18 protein-coding genes are annotated in these 17,322 nt (G+C 63.5%); 15 read left to right on the top strand and 3 right to left on the bottom strand.

Translation table 11 applies throughout. The features are described from left to right. The first annotated feature begins 136 nt into the window (after nucleotides 1-136). Nucleotides 137-1,360, top strand: coding sequence for a GGDEF domain-containing protein (locus AC0L15_RS26835; RefSeq protein ID WP_287248267.1), 1,224 nt, complete (start codon nucleotides 137-139; stop codon nucleotides 1,358-1,360). Here the strand turns inward: AC0L15_RS26835 and AC0L15_RS26830 are convergent. Further along, nucleotides 1,344-1,712: a hypothetical protein gene (locus AC0L15_RS26830; RefSeq protein WP_287067326.1), complete on the bottom strand. Its 369-nt coding sequence runs from the start codon at nucleotides 1,710-1,712 to the stop codon at nucleotides 1,344-1,346. The genes AC0L15_RS26835 and AC0L15_RS26830 overlap by 17 nt on opposite strands. A gap of 229 nt (nucleotides 1,713-1,941) precedes the next feature. Here AC0L15_RS26830 and AC0L15_RS26825 point away from each other — a divergent pair, with 229 nt between their 5' ends. From AC0L15_RS26825 to AC0L15_RS26800, 6 genes are all read left to right on the top strand, one after another. After that, the gene (locus AC0L15_RS26825) at nucleotides 1,942-2,286 is read left to right on the top strand and encodes a hypothetical protein (protein WP_027153732.1); all 345 of its coding nucleotides are present in this window, start codon (nucleotides 1,942-1,944) and stop codon (nucleotides 2,284-2,286) included. Nucleotides 2,287-2,671: 385 nt separating this feature from the next. After that, the gene (gene sdhC, locus AC0L15_RS26820; protein WP_473497627.1) at nucleotides 2,672-3,091 is read left to right on the top strand and encodes a succinate dehydrogenase, cytochrome b556 subunit; all 420 of its coding nucleotides are present in this window, start codon (nucleotides 2,672-2,674) and stop codon (nucleotides 3,089-3,091) included. 23 nt (nucleotides 3,092-3,114) lie between these two features. Continuing rightward, the gene (gene sdhD, locus AC0L15_RS26815; protein ID WP_268929907.1) at nucleotides 3,115-3,489 is read left to right on the top strand and encodes a succinate dehydrogenase, hydrophobic membrane anchor protein; all 375 of its coding nucleotides are present in this window, start codon (nucleotides 3,115-3,117) and stop codon (nucleotides 3,487-3,489) included. Nucleotides 3,490-3,493: 4 nt separating this feature from the next. Beyond that, nucleotides 3,494-5,332: a succinate dehydrogenase flavoprotein subunit gene (sdhA, locus tag AC0L15_RS26810; RefSeq protein ID WP_473497625.1), complete on the top strand. Its 1,839-nt coding sequence runs from the start codon at nucleotides 3,494-3,496 to the stop codon at nucleotides 5,330-5,332. 64 nt (nucleotides 5,333-5,396) lie between these two features. Then, a complete protein-coding gene (locus AC0L15_RS26805) occupies nucleotides 5,397-6,176 on the top strand; it encodes a succinate dehydrogenase iron-sulfur subunit (protein WP_287248272.1) in 780 nt (259 codons plus the stop codon). Nucleotides 6,177-6,264: 88 nt separating this feature from the next. Beyond that, nucleotides 6,265-6,903: a YceH family protein gene (locus AC0L15_RS26800; RefSeq protein ID WP_287067318.1), complete on the top strand. Its 639-nt coding sequence runs from the start codon at nucleotides 6,265-6,267 to the stop codon at nucleotides 6,901-6,903. Between the two features lie 99 nt (nucleotides 6,904-7,002). Here the strand turns inward: AC0L15_RS26800 and AC0L15_RS26795 are convergent, their stop codons facing one another. Then, nucleotides 7,003-7,428, bottom strand: coding sequence for an OsmC family protein (locus AC0L15_RS26795; protein WP_287248274.1), 426 nt, complete (start codon nucleotides 7,426-7,428; stop codon nucleotides 7,003-7,005). Between the two features lie 195 nt (nucleotides 7,429-7,623). Here AC0L15_RS26795 and AC0L15_RS26790 point away from each other — a divergent pair, with 195 nt between their 5' ends. The 3 genes from AC0L15_RS26790 (at nucleotide 7,624) to AC0L15_RS26780 (ending at nucleotide 8,835) form a co-directional block, all read left to right on the top strand. Then, nucleotides 7,624-7,836, top strand: coding sequence for a hypothetical protein (locus AC0L15_RS26790; RefSeq protein WP_287248275.1), 213 nt, complete (start codon nucleotides 7,624-7,626; stop codon nucleotides 7,834-7,836). A gap of 3 nt (nucleotides 7,837-7,839) precedes the next feature. Beyond that, nucleotides 7,840-8,196: a YciI family protein gene (locus tag AC0L15_RS26785; protein WP_287248276.1), complete on the top strand. Its 357-nt coding sequence runs from the start codon at nucleotides 7,840-7,842 to the stop codon at nucleotides 8,194-8,196. 111 nt (nucleotides 8,197-8,307) lie between these two features. Further along, the gene (locus AC0L15_RS26780; protein ID WP_287248277.1) at nucleotides 8,308-8,835 is read left to right on the top strand and encodes a hypothetical protein; all 528 of its coding nucleotides are present in this window, start codon (nucleotides 8,308-8,310) and stop codon (nucleotides 8,833-8,835) included. A 42-nt stretch (nucleotides 8,836-8,877) separates the two neighbouring features. Here the strand turns inward: AC0L15_RS26780 and AC0L15_RS26775 are convergent, their stop codons facing one another. Next, a complete protein-coding gene (locus tag AC0L15_RS26775; protein ID WP_287248278.1) occupies nucleotides 8,878-10,137 on the bottom strand; it encodes a ubiquinone biosynthesis hydroxylase in 1,260 nt (419 codons plus the stop codon). A gap of 156 nt (nucleotides 10,138-10,293) precedes the next feature. Between AC0L15_RS26775 and tesB the strand changes: the two genes are divergently transcribed. The 5 genes from tesB (at nucleotide 10,294) to AC0L15_RS26750 (ending at nucleotide 17,055) form a co-directional block, all read left to right on the top strand. Continuing rightward, the gene (gene tesB, locus AC0L15_RS26770; RefSeq protein ID WP_128173684.1) at nucleotides 10,294-11,169 is read left to right on the top strand and encodes an acyl-CoA thioesterase II; all 876 of its coding nucleotides are present in this window, start codon (nucleotides 10,294-10,296) and stop codon (nucleotides 11,167-11,169) included. Nucleotides 11,170-11,388: 219 nt separating this feature from the next. Continuing rightward, nucleotides 11,389-11,727 (top strand): P-II family nitrogen regulator, encoded by a 339-nt coding sequence (locus AC0L15_RS26765; RefSeq protein WP_023800571.1) that lies wholly within the window; start codon nucleotides 11,389-11,391, stop codon nucleotides 11,725-11,727. A gap of 31 nt (nucleotides 11,728-11,758) precedes the next feature. Next, a complete protein-coding gene (locus AC0L15_RS26760; RefSeq protein WP_091592240.1) occupies nucleotides 11,759-13,186 on the top strand; it encodes an ammonium transporter in 1,428 nt (475 codons plus the stop codon). Nucleotides 13,187-13,557: 371 nt separating this feature from the next. Continuing rightward, nucleotides 13,558-16,206, top strand: a complete 2,649-nt coding sequence (locus tag AC0L15_RS26755) for an FtsK/SpoIIIE family DNA translocase (protein WP_473497622.1) — start codon at nucleotides 13,558-13,560, stop codon at nucleotides 16,204-16,206. Nucleotides 16,207-16,371: 165 nt separating this feature from the next. Next, nucleotides 16,372-17,055, top strand: a complete 684-nt coding sequence (locus tag AC0L15_RS26750; protein WP_027155917.1) for an outer-membrane lipoprotein carrier protein LolA — start codon at nucleotides 16,372-16,374, stop codon at nucleotides 17,053-17,055. Nucleotides 17,056-17,322 lie beyond the last annotated feature (267 nt).

Below are 17,322 nucleotides of genomic sequence, written 5' to 3'. Positions count from 1 at the left end.
GGAATCGCTTGGCGCCGCAGAAATCGCGCCAAACAAACAAACAGCGCGGGGTGCGCGGTTCAATCCGTCCTACGCCCACGTTAACGTCTTTTTCGCCCGTTCGTGATTTGCTGTCGCAGGGAGTGTGAAAGACCACATGGGCGGCGGCGCAGAGTTCATCCTTGCAATCAACCTGCTCGTCGCCGGCCTGCTGGCGGCCGCCTTCATGACCATATCGTTCAACGACGTGGCGCGCGCGCCGGCGCGCTGGCTGGTCTTCGGTTATCTGCTCGGGATGGCCTATTTCGCCATCGAGTTCAGCATTCCGCTCTTCGACAATGCACGACCCGCAGTCGTCGCGGGCTTCGCCGTTTTCCTGGGCGCCACCATCGCCTTCAATGGCGGGCTTGCCCATAAATACGGCGTGGCGCCGCCTTGGGTGCCGATGCTCGTCTTCCTGTTTGCGGCCACCGTGGCCGTGTATTTCGTGCAGGATCTGCCGCGCCAGTCGCTTACCCGCACGATGACCTACCAGCTTCCCTATGCCGCCATGCAGTTCGTCGGCGTCGGCATCGTCTGCTCGTCAAGGCAAAGACGCGACTGGCTCGACCATGCGCTGATGGCCGTCCTGGCGGCCAGCGCCCTGCAATTCGTGAGCAAGCCGTTCATCGCCCATGCCATGGGCGGCTGGGGAGCCAATCCGCAGGCCTATCTGCAGAGCAACTACGCTCTGGTGTCGCAATCGCTTGGCACGGTGTTTGCCATGACAATCGCGCTTCTCATCCTGATCATTCTGGTCCGCGACGTGCTCGCCGAAGCGACGTCGAAGTCGGAGACGGACACGCTGTCGAGGCTGCTCAACCGTGGCGGCTTCGAGCGTCATGCCGAGCTTGCGATGCGTGACGCCGTGCGCAGGGGTATTCCGGTCGCGCTGGTCATCGCCGACCTCGACCATTTCAAGAGCATCAACGACAGTTTCGGCCACGCATCCGGGGACCGGGTCATCGAGGCCTTTGCCGGCTTCCTGCGTGATGCGGCCGCCGAGCATCAAGTTGCCGGCCGCATCGGTGGTGAGGAATTCGCCATCATCCTGCCGGGAACCAACCTCGCCGCCGCGCGGCTCTTCGCCGAAGGGACGCGCAGCGCTTTCGGGGCGTTGCCGATCGACTGTCTGCCGGCGAACCATCGTTGCACCGCCAGCTTCGGCGTTGCCGAGCTCCACCCGACTGAGAATTTTTCCGACCTGCTGCGGCGCGCCGACGAAGCGCTCTATCAAGCGAAGGGCAGCGGACGCAATTGCGTGCGGATCTCGATAGGATCAATCGCCGCCCGGCAGCCGGCTGTCGCCAATGCCGGGCCGAAGATCAGCGGCAGGGGCTAAGCTCCGGCATCTCGCCGTCGGAAAGCCCGTACATATAGCTGCGGCCCTTGACGAAAACCGGCGGCCTGTAGCAGTCGCGGCTGCTGACATCGTCCGGTTCGTCTTGATAGACGATTTTGGGCCGGCCGGCGCCGACGTAATCCGACATTTCCTTGGCCAATTCGCCCTCGCCAACGAGGATGCGCTTGTAGCCGGCGGCGCTCTCGATGACGAGATTGCCGAACGAATCGGCATAGACGCGGTCGCGCGTCCCGGCGCGTGCCGGCGCTGCGAAGCCGATGGCCACCGCCACCAGGACGATGGCCATCGAGACGGGCGCCCGAAGGCGCGATCTGGCTGAATTCGAACGCATGGCGTCCCCCATTTGTCAGAGGCCGAGTCTTGCTCGAATCATAAATTAACCTTTTCTTAACCATTGTTAAGAGGCCAGCCCTGTTGGCCGCCAGGTCTCGGCAAACATGGTTAATATCCGCGGCCATCTTTCGGCCATGCTTGCCGCCACCATCGCAGCCGGCGCCGAGCGCGACATCGGTGATCTTGGCAAAGCATCGCGGCTGGATTGACGCGCAGGGAGGCAGCATATGGCGTTAGGCCGGACGTTTCGGGTGACCCTGGCCCTTTGTCCATTGCTGACCACAATTGCCTGCGTGTCTCAGACCAATGCGCCGAAGGCTGGAAATCCGCTCGCCGATTCACCGCAGCCGCGCACCGCGACCTACACTTGCGCCGATGGCGCCAGGATCACCGTCGAAAATCTCGGCACATCGGTGCGGGTGCTTGGCCCGGACGGCGCCAGCGAGGACCTGCCGGCCTCGCCAGCCAATCAAAACAGCCGCTTCGGCGCGGCGCATGACGCAATCGTGATCGACGGGCGCGACGCGCTGGTGATGAAGGGCGGGAGGACGCCGCTGACCTGCAAGCGCTAGGGGCATGCCGATATTCAGGTGAGGCCGGTCTGCAAACGGTGGTTTCCTGCGCTTCCGGTACTCACGTACCCAAAACTACGCTCCGTTCCGGTTCTCGGAACCACTGTTTTCGCCACGGCCTGACCTGAATCTCAACATGCCCCAAGTCGTAGGATCGAAACCACATACGCACCGCAGCGAACATTGCGCCGGCTTTGGGTCGCGCCCTAATCGATTGAAGCTAAACACTGCCTCGTTGTCAGACTAAATTACGTTTTCGAAACGATTTTCCGGCTTTGACGCGGTGCAAAAAGAGCATTAGAAACCGGGCTGTCCAAAGTCGCAACCGGAAGCGGTAATGCCGCATTTCCACCTGGGGCTCCAGAGACGCCGAACTGGGGGAGCCATGAGCAAATCACCAGCCACCCGCGAATTTGCCAGACGTGAACGGCCGCTTTCGCCGCATCTGACCGTCTATCGACCGCCGATCACGATGACGATGTCGATCATCCATCGCATCACCGGCGGGGCGCTCTATTTCGGCACGCTGCTGGTCGCGCTGTGGCTGATGGCGGCGGCGAGCTCGCAGTCCACCTTCGATGCCGTCAACTGGACCTTCGGCTCGTGGCTGGGGCGGCTGGTGCTGTTGTTCTATACCTGGGCGCTGATGCACCACATGCTGGGCGGCGTGCGCCATCTGATCTGGGACACCGGGGCCGGTCTTGAAAAGGACACCGCCTCCAGGGTCGCCTGGGCGGCGCTGGCCGGCTCGATCGTACTGACGCTGCTGATCTGGATCGCCGGCTACATGGCGCGGGGAGCCTGATCGTGAGCCACCACAACACCGACATGCGCACGCCGCTGGCCAAGGTCCGCGGCCTCGGCTCCGCCCGCGAGGGCACGGAGCATTTCTGGCGCCAGCGCCTGACGGCGATCGCCAACATTCCGCTGATCCTGTTCTTCGTCGGCTTTCTGATCGCGCTGAACGGCGCCGGCTATGCGCAAGTGCGCGCCGCACTTGCCAACCCGTTCGTGGCGCTGGTCCTGGCCCTGGTGCTGTTGTCTGGGCTCTACCATATGCGGCTCGGCATGCAGGCGATCATCGAGGATTATGTGCATGGCGAGGGCATGAGGCTGGCGCTGCTCGCCCTCAACACATTCTTTCCCGTAGTGGTCGGCGTCGCCTCGATCTTCGCCCTGCTCAAACTGGCATTTGGAGGCTGAAATTTTGGCCAAGGACGCGAACAACGCCAACACGGCGTCCGCCTACAGCTATGTCGACCACAAATTCGACGTGGTTGTGGTCGGCGCCGGCGGCGCCGGCCTGCGTGCCACGCTCGGCATGGCCGAACAGGGCCTGCGCACCGCCTGCATCACCAAGGTTTTCCCGACCCGATCGCACACTGTCGCCGCTCAGGGCGGCATCGCCGCCTCGCTGTCCAACATGGGCCCCGATTCCTGGCAGTGGCACATGTACGATACCGTGAAAGGATCGGACTGGCTCGGCGACGTCGACGCCATGGAATATCTGGTGCGCGAAGCACCCGCCGCCGTCTACGAGCTCGAGCATTACGGCGTGCCGTTCTCGCGCACCGAAGAGGGCAAGATCTACCAGCGGCCGTTCGGCGGCCATATGATGAATTTCGGCGACGGCCCGCCGGTGCAGCGCACCTGTGCGGCCGCCGACCGCACCGGCCACGCCATCCTGCACACGCTCTACGGCCAGTCGCTGAAGAACAACGCGCAGTTCTTCATCGAGTATTTCGCGCTCGACCTGATCATGGAGCCGGACGGCACCTGCACCGGCGTGGTCGCCTGGAACCTCGACGACGGTACCATCCACCGTTTTTCGGCAAAAATGGTGGTGCTGGCGACCGGCGGCTATGGCCGCGCCTATTTCTCGGCGACCTCGGCGCACACCTGCACCGGCGACGGCGGCGGCATGGCAGCGCGGGCCGGGCTGCCGCTGCAGGACATGGAATTCGTGCAGTTCCACCCGACCGGCATCTACGGCGCCGGCTGCCTGATCACCGAGGGCGCGCGCGGCGAGGGCGGCTATCTCGTCAACTCCGAGGGCGAGCGCTTCATGGAGCGCTATGCGCCGTCGGCCAAGGACCTTGCCTCGCGTGACGTGGTCTCGCGCTGCATGACGCTGGAGATTCGCGAGGGACGCGGCGTCGGCAAGAACAAGGACCATATTTTCCTCCACCTCGACCACCTCGATCCGGCCGTTTTGCACGAGCGACTTCCGGGTATTTCGGAGTCGGCAAAGATCTTTGCCGGCGTCGACCTGACCAAGGAGCCGATCCCGGTGCTGCCGACGGTCCACTACAATATGGGCGGCGTGCCGACCAACTACTGGGGCGAGGTGCTCAACCCTACCGCCTTGAACCCGGACCAGGTGTCGCCCGGGCTGATGGCGGTCGGCGAAGCCGGCTGCGCCTCCGTCCACGGCGCCAACCGGCTGGGCTCCAACTCGCTGATCGATCTGGTGGTGTTCGGCCGCGCGGCGGCGATCCGGGCCGGCCAGGTGATCGACCGCAACGCGGCGATCCCGTCGCCCAACGAAGCCTCGGTCGACAAGATCATGGACCGCTTCGACCGGCTGCGCCACGCCAACGGCTCGACGCCGACGGCGGTTTTGCGCGAAAAGATGCAGAAGGCGATGCAGGACGATGCGGCGGTGTTCCGCACCCAGGAATCGCTGCAAAGCGGCTGCAAGCGCATTTCGCAGATCTGGGGCGAGCTCAAGGACGTAAAAGTGTTCGACCGCTCGATGATCTGGAATTCCGACCTGGTCGAGACGCTGGAGCTGGAAAACCTGATGGCCAACGCCATCACCACGGTCTACGCCGCCGAGGCGCGCAAGGAGAGCCGTGGCGCACATGCGCGAGAAGATTTTTCGGCGCGCGACGATGCGAACTGGCGCAAGCACACGCTGTCCCGGCTCAGCGGGGCCGGCGAGGTGTCGCTCAGCTATCGGCCGGTGCACACCGAGCCGCTGCTTAGGGAAGCAGACGGCGGCATCAACCTGGCCAAGATCGCGCCCAAGGCCAGGGTGTATTGACGATGGCCGCCGTAAACGGGACTTGGTCCGGGCTGAAGCTCGTCATCCGAAAGGACCTGAGATAATGGTCGAACTCACCCTTCCGAAAAACTCAAAGATCAAGGCCGGAAAAACCTGGCCGAAGTCGGAGGCTGCGACCAATCTGCGGGAGTACCGCATCTACCGCTGGTCGCCGGACGATGACGAGAACCCGCGCATGGACACCTATTTCGTCGACATGGACGATTGCGGGCCGATGGTGCTCGACGCTCTGCTCTACATCAAGAACAAGATCGACCCGACGCTGACGCTGCGCCGCTCCTGCCGCGAGGGTATTTGCGGCTCCTGCGCCATGAATATCGACGGTTCCAACACGCTGGCCTGCACCAAGGGCTGCGACGACATTTCCGGCGCGATCAAGGTCTATCCGCTGCCGCATATGCCGGTGGTCAAGGACCTGGTGCCAGACCTGACCAATTTCTACGCCCAGCACGCCTCGATCGAGCCGTGGCTGAAGACGGTGTCGCCCGAACCGGCCAAGGAATGGCTGCAGAGCCATGAGGACCGCGAAAAGCTCGACGGGCTCTATGAATGCATCTTGTGCGCCTGCTGCTCGACCTCATGTCCGAGCTACTGGTGGAACGGCGACCGCTATCTCGGTCCGGCGACGCTGCTGCAGGCCTATCGCTGGCTGATCGATTCCCGGGACGAGGCCAAGGGCGAACGGCTCGACAATCTCGAAGACCCGTTCCGGCTCTATCGCTGCCACACCATCATGAACTGCGCCCAGACCTGTCCCAAGGGGCTGAACCCGGCCAAGGCGATCGCCGAGATCAAGAAGATGATGGTGGAGAGAAGGGTTTAGCTTCGGACGGGTTGCTGCAGGGATCATCTCGTCGGTAGTGATCCTTCGCGCCGGCGCTGTCCCGCCGACTTCAAAGGATAGCCGACCCATGACCGATACCGAACTCCCCATCCTCTCTCCCCTCGAAGCGCGCGTGCTCGGTTGCCTGATCGAAAAGAAGGAACTGACGCCCGACATCTACCCGCTGACGCTCAATGCGGCACTTGCCGCCGCCAACCAGAAGACGGCGCGGGAGCCGGTGATGTCGGTCGAGCTTGTCGAGGTGAGACGAGCGCTTGGCCAACTCGAGCACAAGGGGCTGGTCAGGCTGGTCTTTGCCTCGCGTGTCGAGCGCTACGAGCATGTCGTCGCGCAGCGCTTTTCGCTGACCTCGGCGCAGATTGCGCTGCTTGGGCTGCTGTTGCTGCGCGGTCCGCAAACCGCCTATGAATTGCTGGCGCGAAGCGAGCGCATGGCGCGATTGCCCTCCATCGACGAGCTTCGCAGCAATCTCGACCTGTTGATCGGTCGCAAGCCGCCGCTCGTTCAGCAGATCGATCGTGGTCCCGGCCAGCGTGAGGACCGCTATGTGCATCTCCTGGGCGGGCCGGTGCAGCTGTCGGCTGCCGCAGCGCCCTTGCAAGCGTCTTCGCCGGCCTCGGATCTCGAAGCGCGCGTGCAGACTCTCGAGGAAGAGGTCGCACAGCTGCGCGCACGCATCGGCGCGCTGACCGGCGACGGACGCTGATGACCTTTTGAGGTGTTGGAGGGACGTGAAGGATCGCCTACGCCCCACAAATGAAAACGCCGGCCTTGGAGCGGGCGTTTATCACCTCATGCCATCTGCTCAGCCGAGCTTGGCGTCGAGCGAAACCTTTATGGCGCCGAGTGCCTTCGAGACCGGGCATTCGGCCTTGGCCTTCTCGGCCAGCTCCTGGAACTTCGCCGCATCGATGCCCGGCACCTTGCCGACCAGCGTGAGCGCGCTGCCTGTGATCCCCGTGCCAGGAACCAGCGTCACCACCGCCTTGGCGTCGAGTTCGGTGGCGGGGGTGCCGTTCTCGGCCAGGAAGTGAGAGAACTGCATGGCGTAGCAGCCGGCATGCGCGGCGGCGATGAGTTCCTCCGGATTGGTGCCGGCCTTGCCGCTTTCATCCTCGAACCGCGCCTTGAACGAGTAGGGCGTGGCTTTCAGGGCCGCGCTCTGCGTGTCGAGCGTGCCCTTGCCCTCTTTCAGATTGCCTTTCCAGACGGCGTTTGCGGTGCGGTCCATGAAGTCCTCCTTGATTGTGGTGGCTGAGCCGTGATCGGCGTCTGGTCGACTATAGCGCGCGCGGGCACGAAGGCCACCCGTGCTTTCGCGCCAATGGCGACGCGTAAAAAAAATCCGCGTGCAAAAATGTCGACTTCCATCTGCCTCGGCCGTCCTGCGGGCGGCCACGGGTTTCGTGGCCGAATGGAGGACACCATGGATAATCTGTTTTCTGCTCACTGGAGAGACACTGGCCGAAAGGCGGCTGAACAGGAAGCCGACTGGTTGGCTCGGCAATTTTCCGGTTTCGGTCGACTGCTTGCTGCGGTCGCCATGATAGGGGTTGCGGTATCCCTTCTCGATTATGCAGCGGTCAAAAGCCCGGCTGGGACCTTGGTCGCGAACAGTTCGTCCCAACAAGGAAGATGAGAGATGAAATATGTTTGCCTGGTTTATGGTGAGGAAAAAGACCTTTACGCAATGAGCCCGGAAAGGCTGGCCAGGCTCGACGCCGACTCGCTCGCCTATGACAAATCGGTGGAGCAAAGCGGCCGGCTGATCATCGCGCAGGCGCTGCAATCGGTAAAAACCGCGAAAACCGTGCGCCGGCGCAAGGGCAAGCGGCTGATCACCGATGGTCCCTTCGCCGAGACCAAGGAGCAATTGCTCGGCTTTGTCATGATCGAGGCGGGGGATATCGACGAGGCGCTGGAGATTGCCGGCGGCATCCCGCTGGCCGAAATCGGCACGATCGAGGTCAGGGCGATCTACAGCGTACCGGGATCCTGAACATTATTCCGTTTGCGTCCGGCGGAATCAATTTCTTCGGCGGGCGCAACTTTTGCGTGTTGAAGCGAGACAGCACTTCTCCTATCGTCGTTGCGGTTGGGGATTTCGGGCATGCATATACTGATTGCTGCAATTGGGCTGTTGGGAGTGGCGGCGTTCTGGTGGTATCGGATGAAGGCCATGAACGATGCAGCGCGCGAGGTCGCGGACGTCGTCGGGCGGGTGCAAGGCAACATTCGGCGCAAGAGGTTGCGCAAGCAGGCGGCGCTCACACCGCTGACGGCGATCGACGATCCGGTCGTGGCGGCCGCGACGCTGATCACCGCCATCATTGCCGAGAACGGCCCTGTCCTGTCGCAGCGCGAAGCCGTGATTCGGTCGGTGATTTCGGAGATTGCAGACGACAAGAAGACCGATGAGGCCGTGGTCTACGCCAAATGGGCGGCGTCCCAGATCGACGATGCCACGATCGTCATCGACAAACTGGCGCCGTTCCTGCGCGAACGTCTCGATGTGACTGAGCGAAACGACTTGCTGCAGATGGTGAACCGCGCGGCGCAGGCTGGTGAGCAACCCCTAAAAATATCCGACCAGAGGATACTGCGGCTGCGCCAGAAGCTCGGCTTCGAGGTCAACTAAGGGTGTGCTGATATTCAGGTGATGCCGGCCCGTCAGTCGGGTTCAGATCGCCTCGCCCTTGAGCAGTTTCGGCGTGTCGCCGGACAGACCGGACGCCTGGCGGATGAAGAAATCCTTCAGCCGCGGCATGCGTTCGACGAGACCGAGGCCGATGTCGCGGACGGCGCGCAACGGGCCGATGTCGTTGGAAAACAGACGGTTCAGGACATCGGTGGTGATGCCCATCTGCAGCGTGTCGAAGCGCCGCCACTGCTGGTAGCGTTCGAGCACGTCGAGCGCACCGACATCCTGGCCGAGCCGGTCGGCCTCGACCACCACTTCGGCCAATGCCGCGACATCCTTGAAACCGAGATTGAGGCCCTGGCCGGCGATCGGGTGGATGCCGTGGGCGGCGTCGCCGGCGAGCGCAATGCGCGGCGCGACGAAATCGCGGGCGATGGTCAGGCCGAGCGGCCAGGCGCGCGGCCTGTCGGCGACGCGAATTTCGCCGAGCTTCAGGCCAAACCGCTGTTCCAGCTCGTGCTCGAAGACGAGGTCGTCGCCGTCGACCAGTTTTTCGGCGTCTTCCGACCGCTCGACCCAGACGATCGACGAGCGGTGGGTGCCGTCCTTGTCCGACTTGAGCGGCAGCGTGGCGAACGGGCCGGCTGGCAGAAAATGCTCTTCGGCGCGGCCATTATGCGGCCGTTCATGCGCGACGGTGCAGACGATGCCGGACTGGCCGTAGTCCCATTTCACCGTCTTGATGCCGGCCATGTCGCGCAGCTTCGAGTTGACGCCGTCGGCGGCGATCAGCAGCCGCGCCTTCAGCGTCGCGCCGTCGGCAAGATGCACGGTGATGCCGGCACCGTTGACGTCGAAGGCACTGACGGCGACGCCTTCGATGATGTCGATGCCGAGTGTTTCAGCGCGCCGGCGCAGGGCGCCGTTCAAATCTCTGTTGGCCACCATATGCGCAAACGCTTCGCCGGGCGCGACCTCGCCATCGAACGTGAGAAACACCGGGCGCAGCGGATCGGAGGTGCGCGAATCGGTGACAATCATCTCGGTGATCGCCTGCGCCTCGGGGGCGATCTCGGCCCAGACGCCGAGCTGTTCGAGCATGCGGCAAGCGGCAGCGGCGATCGCCGAGGCGCGGCCGTCCTTTTGCCAGATGCCGGCGGGCGCGGCGTCGACGACAGCGACGGCCAGGCTCGGTCGTGCCTGTTTCAGCGATACGGCGGCGGCAAGGCCGACATAGCCGGCGCCGGCGACCAGAATGTCGAGCGCGGTTCGGTTTTTTGCATCCGCCTTGTCGACCATGGCAAATTCCTTTCCGGCCAAATTCCTTTCCGGCCTTGACTGCCTGTCATTCCTGTCGGAAACCGCCATAACACTTTTGCGGCTTCTAAGTTCGCTTCGAGTGAAATATCAAAATCAGGCGAACTTCGGAATCAGAAGGACACGAGGGCGCGAAACATGACGGCGGCCATGGACGAGCTTCTCGGCATTCTCGACCTCGAGCAGCTGGAACACAACCTCTACCGTGGTCGCAGCCCCAAACTCGACTGGCAGCGTGTCTTCGGCGGCCAGACCATCGCCCAGGCGCTGGTCGCCGCCCAGCGAACGGTCGAGCCCGAACGCCACGTCCATTCGCTGCACGGCTATTTCATGCGGCCGGGCGACACCAAGGTGCCGATCATCTACCAGGTCGACCGCATCCGCGACGGCGGCTCCTTCACCACGCGGCGCGTCGTGGCGGTCCAGCACGGCCAGGCGATCTTTTCGCTGGAAGCCTCGTTCCAGCAGGACGAGGTCGGTCTCGAGCACCAGGTGCCAATGCCGCTGGACGTGCCGGCGCCCGACACATTGCTGTCGCAGCGCGAATTGATCGGCAAGTTCGGTGCGGCCGTGCCCGACGGCATCAGGCGCTACTGGGAGCGTGACCGGCCGATCGAGATGAAGCCGGTGATGCTGGAGCATTACACCAGCCGGGAGAAGCTGGAGCCGAAACAGAACATCTGGATCCGCACCACCGGCCCGGTTCCGGGCGATCGCGCCACGCAGGCGGCCGTGCTTGCCTATCTTTCCGACATGACGCTGCTCGATACCTCGACCTTTGCACATGGCCGCGCCATCTTCGATAGCGACATCCAGGCGGCGAGCCTCGATCACGCGATGTGGTTCCATCGCAGCCATCCACTCGACGACTGGATGCTCTACACGCAGGACAGCCCGTCGACGCAAGGGTCGCGGGGGTTCACGCGCGGGTCGCTGTTTGCCCGCGACGGCACGTTGATCGCCTCGGTTGCCCAGGAAGGCCTGATCAGGCTGAAGCGGCCGCCCGCGGAATAGGCAATTTTGCAAAATTGCCTATTTTTTAAACAGATGCGCTGCCGCGACTATGAACAGTCAGCCGACAAACCTTCCCCAAGTCGTTATTTAACAGCAGCTTAACACCCTGCTTCGGCAACTGGCACGGAGCTTGAATCCTAGCGGGCACTCTCCGGCTCTCATGGGGATCGGCGAAGTCGTGCAAACGCGGGGACCCGCAACAGTAAAGGGTGAAACCTTATGAAAATCGTGATGGCAATCATCAAGCCGTTCAAGCTCGACGAGGTGCGCGAAGCGCTCACCGCAGTCGGCATCCAGGGCCTGACCGTCACCGAAGTCAAAGGCTACGGGCGTCAGAAGGGACACACGGAAATCTATCGCGGGGCGGAATACGCGGTCAGCTTCCTGCCGAAGATCAAGATCGAAGTCGCGGTCGGCCTGGACATGGTCGACAAGGCCGTCGAAGCCATCACTGCGGCGGCCAAGACCGGTCAGATCGGCGACGGCAAGATCTTCGTTTTCGGCATCGACCAGGCGGTGCGCATTCGCACCGGCGAAACAGACACCGACGCGCTTTGAGCTGCGGAAACGTATTCCAATGGAGAGTTCAATGAATATTCCTTCTACTTTGAAGTCGGTGGCGCGCACCGCGCTGCTGGGCTCACTCGCTATCGCAGCGCTGGGCACGGTCGCCGCATTCGCGCAGGAAGCGGCGCCGGCCGCACCGGCCGCGCCAGCGGCGCCGGCCTTTACCGTCGACAAGGGCGACACGACGTGGATGATGATCTCCACGATCCTGGTGCTGCTGATGACCATTCCCGGCCTTGCCCTTTTCTACGGCGGCCTGGTTCGCGCCAAGAATATGCTGTCGGTGCTGATGCAGGTCTTCACCATCACCAGCGTGGTCATGATCGTCTGGGTTTTCTACGGCTACAGCCTTGCCTTCACCCCCGGCAACGCCTTCGTCGGCGGCCTTTCCAAGATGTTTCTCGCCGGCGTCGACGTGACGACGGTGTCGGAAACTTTTACCAAGGGCGTCGCCATTCCTGAGCTGGTGTTCGTCATCTTCCAGATGAGCTTCGCCTGCATCACGCCTGCCCTGATCGTCGGCGCCTTCGCCGAACGCGTCAAGTTTTCGGCTGTGATCCTTTTCACCATCCTGTGGGTCACATTCGTCTACTTCCCGATCGCGCATATGGTCTGGTTCTGGGGCGGCCCGAGCGCTTACAGCGACCCGTCGGGGCTCATCTTCAGCTTCGGCGCCATCGACTTCGCCGGCGGCACCGTCGTTCACATCAATGCGGGCATCGCCGGCCTTGTCGGCGCGCTGATGATCGGCAAGCGCATCGGCTACAACAAGGACGTCATGGCGCCGCATTCGATGACACTGACCATGGTCGGCGCTTCGCTGCTGTGGGTCGGCTGGTTCGGCTTCAATGCCGGTTCGAACCTCGAAGCCAACGCCTATGCGGTGCTGGCCATGGTCAACACCTTCGTCGCCACAGCCGCGGCGGCAGTGACCTGGATCGTGCTTGAAACGCTGCTGCGCGGCAAAGCCTCCATGCTTGGCGCGGTTTCGGGCGCTGTTACCGGCCTTGTCGCCGTCACGCCCGCCGCCGGCTTTGGCGGACCGATGGGCGTCATCGTGCTCGGCATCGTCGCGAGCTGCGTCTGCTACTTCTTCGTCTCGGTCGTGAAGAACAAGTTCGGCTACGACGACAGCCTCGATGTCTTCGGCATCCACTGCGTCGGCGGCATCATCGGCGCGCTCGGCACCGGCATCCTGGTCAATCCCGCCCTCGGCGGCGCCGGCATCGTCGATTATTCGACGGCCGACTTCGCCGCCGGCTATGCCGGCACGGCGACCCAGTTGTGGTCGCAGTTCAAGGGTGTTCTGGTAACCGTCCTGTGGTCGGGCATCGGCAGCGCCATCCTCTACAAGATCGTCGATATGATCGTAGGCTTGCGCCCGACAGCCGATGCAGAGCGCGAAGGGCTCGACCTCACCGCGCATGGCGAAGCGGCCTATCACCCGTAAGCCAGGCCACCTGTGGGTCTTGTCTGGGGCGGCCTCGGTCGCCCAACACCTTCCCTCCCGTCGTGACGCTCCTGAAAAGGGCTCACGCATTGAGGCCCGGACCGGTTCCGGGCCTCTTTTTCGTGCGATGCCGCGCCGGTGGCAGTCCAGGCTCGGTCACAATCGCTTGATCGGGCGCCTGATCGATCTTGGGCGATGAAACATCGGCCGGGCCAGCCTGCCCGCCATTTGTGTGACCGGTTTCCACTCGGGGAGCGCCGGCACGCACCCATGGTTAATGCGGCCTTAACCTTCCCGCCGATAGTCTGGCATCCGAATCTGCCGGAGTGCGTCATGCGTCCGGCCAGTCCAAGACAGACGGGGAACGACGAATGCGTTCAGGGGCTTCAGCACCGCTTGCGCTGGCCGATACGGAGCACGGCATCAGGGCGTTCGCGCGGCGTCAGGTCGGCCGGCTGCTCGGCGCCGGCCTGTTTGCGCTGGTCGCCTTCGGCGTCGCCAGCCTCGCCACCTGGAATGTCGCCGACCCAAGCTTCTCCCATGCCACCGACAACATCGTCACCAACGCCATGGGCTATGTGGGCGCTGTCTTCTCCGACCTAGCCATGCAGTTCTTCGGCCTTGCTGCGGTCGCGGCGCTGGTGCCGGCGGTGGTGTGGGGATCTCTGCTGTTTTCGGCACGCGGCGTCGAGAGGCTGCCGAAGCGCGGGCTCGCCTGGTTCGGCTACGCGGTGCTTGCCGCGGCCATGGCCGGCTGCGTGGTGCCGCCCAAGACCTGGCCGCTGCCGACCGGTCTCGGCGGCGTGTTCGGCGACATGGTGCTCAAGATTCCCGGGCTCGTCGTCGGCGGCTATCCGACCGGTCTCATCGCCAGTGTGCTCGCCGTGCTCCTGGCCGCGCCGGCACTGTGGCTGTTTGCCTACGGCTCGGCGCTGATTGCACGCAGGAATGGTTTCGCCGTCCTGGAGCAACCGGCCGCAGCCTATCCGAGGAACCAGGACGACCTGCTTTTCGACAATGATGAGGACGAGGGCGACGAGGGCATTCTGGCGCTAGGCGCGATCACGCATTGGTGGCTATCGTTGCGGGCCTATCTCCGCCGCCGCGCCGCCCGCCGCCGCGAGCGCGACGATTTCGAACCGGAGCCGCGCGCCAGCGCCTGGCGGCGCGCTGCCGAACGGGTCGAATCGGCCGAATTCGCCGAATCGCGGATGAGTGCCGATGGCCGCGCCCGCGTCGAGCCGGAATTCTTCGCCGCCCTGGTCAACGACCGCAGCGCCTCGCTCGATCCCGACGACGCCGATGTTTTTGACAATGACGACGACATGGACTTTGCGCCGGAGCCCGTGGGCCAACGCAGCACTGCGCCCAATGCGAAGGTGCAGCCGTTCCGCTCCGATGCCGCCACCCGCGTCGCGGCGCCGGCGCCGCGGCCGGTTCCGGGCGCGCGCGTCCAGCGCGAAGCGCAGTCCTCGCTGATCGGCTCCGAACAATTCGAAATGCCGTCGCTGCATTTCCTGTCCGAGCCGAAGAACGTCGTGCGCGACGCCAGCCTGTCCAAAGATGCGCTCGAGCAGAATGCCCGCCTGCTCGAGGGCGTGCTGGAGGATTTCGGCGTCAAGGGCGAGATCATCCATGTCCGCCCCGGCCCGGTCGTCACGCTTTACGAGTTGGAACCGGCGCCCGGCATCAAATCGTCGCGGGTCATCGGCCTGTCCGACGACATCGCCCGCTCGATGAGCGCGATCGCCTGCCGCGTCGCCGTGGTGCCCGGCCGCAACGCCATCGGCATCGAACTGCCGAACGCAAAGCGCGAGACCGTCTATCTCAGGGAAATCATGGCCAGCCGCGATTTCGAGACCACCAAGGCCAAGTTGGCGCTGGCGCTCGGCAAGACCATCAACGGCGAGGCGGTCATCGTCGACATCGCCAAGATGCCGCACGTGCTGGTCGCCGGCACCACCGGCTCGGGCAAGTCGGTCGCCATCAACACCATGATCCTGTCACTGCTCTATCGACTGACGCCGCAGGACTGCCGGCTGATCATGATCGACCCGAAAATGCTGGAGCTCTCGGTCTATGACGGCATCCCGCATCTTTTGACGCCCGTCGTCACCGATCCGAAGAAGGCGGTGGTGGCGCTGAAATGGACCGTGCGCGAAATGGAGGACCGCTACCGCAAAATGTCGAAGGTCGGCGTCCGCAACATCGACGGTTTCAACGCGCGGGTGCAGCAGGCCGAGAAGAAGGGCGAAAAAATCTCGCGCACCGTGCAGACCGGCTTCGACCGGCAGACCGGCGAAGCGGTCTATGAGACGGAAAACCTCGATCTCGAGCCAATGCCCTACATCGTCGTCATCATCGACGAGATGGCCGATTTGATGATGGTCGCCGGCAAGGACATCGAAGGCGCGGTGCAGCGCCTGGCGCAGATGGCGCGCGCTGCCGGCATCCACGTCATCATGGCGACGCAGCGGCCGTCGGTCGACGTCATCACCGGCACGATCAAGGCCAACTTCCCGACCCGCATCTCCTTCCAGGTGACGTCGAAGATCGACAGCCGCACCATTCTGGGCGAACAGGGCGCCGAACAGCTGCTCGGCATGGGCGACATGCTCTACATGGCCGGCGGCGGCCGCATCCAGCGCGTGCACGGTCCCTTCGTTTCCGATGACGAGGTCGAGAAGATCGTCGCGCATCTGAAGCTGCAGGGCGTGCCGGAATATCTCGATGCCATTACCGAGGATGACGACGAGGACGACGATGAGCCGTCGGGCAAGGGTGGCTCGGGCGGTGGCGGCGGCAATTTCGAGGAGTCCGACGATCCCTACGACCAGGCGGTTGCGGTCGTGCTGCGTGACGGCAAAGCCTCGACCAGCTACATCCAGCGCCGGCTCGGCATCGGCTACAACCGCGCCGCCTCGATCATCGAGAAGATGGAGAAGGAAGGCATTGTCGGCCCGGCCAACCATGCCGGAAAACGCGAAATTCTGGTGCCGACGGAGGACGACAAGTTCTGATCCGCCCGCCAAGCCGACAGGATTTTCGCGGCTGCAACCTGACGGCAGCAACTTTGAACCTTCTGGCGCGTTTGCAACGACCAAGCGCTGTTCGGCCGCCAAACTTAAGCCCAACTGGGGGGCCAAACACTGCGACAACAGAAGAACCAGACGAGAGTAACCGGCATGAAAAACTCTTCTTTCGCCACGATCAGCGATTTTGCCCCGACCCGCCGCCAACTGCTTGGCCTCGGGCTGGTCCTGGCCGGCGCCGCGGCCATCAATGTCGTGCCCGGGGTCCAGTTGCTGGCGTCGGCGCAAGCGGCGGTGCCAGCCACCGCGCAGAAGATCGCCGACCATTTTTCCTCGGTCAAATCGATGGCCGGCGAATTCGTGCAGTTCGGACCCAAGGGCGAGCAGACCGGCGGCAAGTTCTTTCTGGAACGGCCGGGCAAGATACGCTTCAACTATGATGGGACGTCGAATTTCCGGGTGATTTCCGACGGCAAGTCGGTGGTCATCCTCAACAAGCGGCTGAAAACGTCCGATCTCTACCCATTGTCTAAAACGCCGCTCAAGCTGCTGCTCGACACCAGGATCGACCTCTCCGGCGGCCGCGTCAAAAGCGTCAAGGAAGAGAACGACGTCACCACCATCCAACTCGCCGACAAATCGGTGTTCGGCAGTTCGAAGATCACCATGATGTTCGATCCGAAAACCTACGAATTGCGCCAATGGACGATTACCGACGCGCAAGGCAAGGACACGACGGTGATGATCTTCAACGTCAGGGAAGGCGTAAGCTTCGCCCCCGACACTTTTGCCATCGACTATACGGCCAACCGCGAACTGAACACCAAGTCGCGGTAGGATCCGCTGTTATTCAGGTGACGCCGGCCTGCGAATGGCGGTTTCCTGCGCTTCCGGTGCTCACGTACTTTAAGTACGCTCCGCTCCGGTTCTCGGAACCCACCATTCTCGACTCGGCCTGACCTGAATCTCAGCGAATCCTGGTGCCAGCCCGGGGGGGGGGGGGGGGGGGGGCGGGGGGGTGTTTTTTTGTGGGGGGGGGGGGGGGGGGGGGGGGGGGGGGGGGGGGGGGGGGGGGGGGGGGGGGGGGGGGGGGGGGGGGGGGGG

This window comes from Mesorhizobium sp. WSM4846, assembly GCF_055811415.1.
Note: the sequence above shows the minus strand (reverse complement) of the source record. Positions and strands in the feature narration are given on the sequence as shown.

What these genes read in the sequence shown, in the direction of transcription:
- sdhD (WP_268929907.1), top strand. Translation starts at nt 3,115, where the DNA reads ATGCGCACGCCGCTGGCCAAGGTCCGCGGCCTCGGCTCCGCCCGCGAG.
- AC0L15_RS26805 (WP_287248272.1), top strand. Translation starts at nt 5,397, where the DNA reads ATGGTCGAACTCACCCTTCCGAAAAACTCAAAGATCAAGGCCGGAAAA.
- AC0L15_RS26785 (WP_287248276.1), top strand. Translation starts at nt 7,840, where the DNA reads ATGAAATATGTTTGCCTGGTTTATGGTGAGGAAAAAGACCTTTACGCA.
- AC0L15_RS26830 (WP_287067326.1), bottom strand. Translation starts at nt 1,712, where the DNA reads ATGCGTTCGAATTCAGCCAGATCGCGCCTTCGGGCGCCCGTCTCGATG.
- AC0L15_RS26800 (WP_287067318.1), top strand. Translation starts at nt 6,265, where the DNA reads ATGACCGATACCGAACTCCCCATCCTCTCTCCCCTCGAAGCGCGCGTG.
- AC0L15_RS26750 (WP_027155917.1), top strand. Translation starts at nt 16,372, where the DNA reads ATGAAAAACTCTTCTTTCGCCACGATCAGCGATTTTGCCCCGACCCGC.
- sdhC (WP_473497627.1), top strand. Translation starts at nt 2,672, where the DNA reads ATGAGCAAATCACCAGCCACCCGCGAATTTGCCAGACGTGAACGGCCG.
- tesB (WP_128173684.1), top strand. Translation starts at nt 10,294, where the DNA reads ATGACGGCGGCCATGGACGAGCTTCTCGGCATTCTCGACCTCGAGCAG.
- AC0L15_RS26795 (WP_287248274.1), bottom strand. Translation starts at nt 7,428, where the DNA reads ATGGACCGCACCGCAAACGCCGTCTGGAAAGGCAATCTGAAAGAGGGC.
- AC0L15_RS26775 (WP_287248278.1), bottom strand. Translation starts at nt 10,137, where the DNA reads ATGGTCGACAAGGCGGATGCAAAAAACCGAACCGCGCTCGACATTCTG.
- AC0L15_RS26765 (WP_023800571.1), top strand. Translation starts at nt 11,389, where the DNA reads ATGAAAATCGTGATGGCAATCATCAAGCCGTTCAAGCTCGACGAGGTG.
- AC0L15_RS26825 (WP_027153732.1), top strand. Translation starts at nt 1,942, where the DNA reads ATGGCGTTAGGCCGGACGTTTCGGGTGACCCTGGCCCTTTGTCCATTG.
- AC0L15_RS26780 (WP_287248277.1), top strand. Translation starts at nt 8,308, where the DNA reads ATGCATATACTGATTGCTGCAATTGGGCTGTTGGGAGTGGCGGCGTTC.
- AC0L15_RS26760 (WP_091592240.1), top strand. Translation starts at nt 11,759, where the DNA reads ATGAATATTCCTTCTACTTTGAAGTCGGTGGCGCGCACCGCGCTGCTG.
- AC0L15_RS26790 (WP_287248275.1), top strand. Translation starts at nt 7,624, where the DNA reads ATGGATAATCTGTTTTCTGCTCACTGGAGAGACACTGGCCGAAAGGCG.
- AC0L15_RS26835 (WP_287248267.1), top strand. Translation starts at nt 137, where the DNA reads ATGGGCGGCGGCGCAGAGTTCATCCTTGCAATCAACCTGCTCGTCGCC.
- AC0L15_RS26755 (WP_473497622.1), top strand. Translation starts at nt 13,558, where the DNA reads ATGCGTTCAGGGGCTTCAGCACCGCTTGCGCTGGCCGATACGGAGCAC.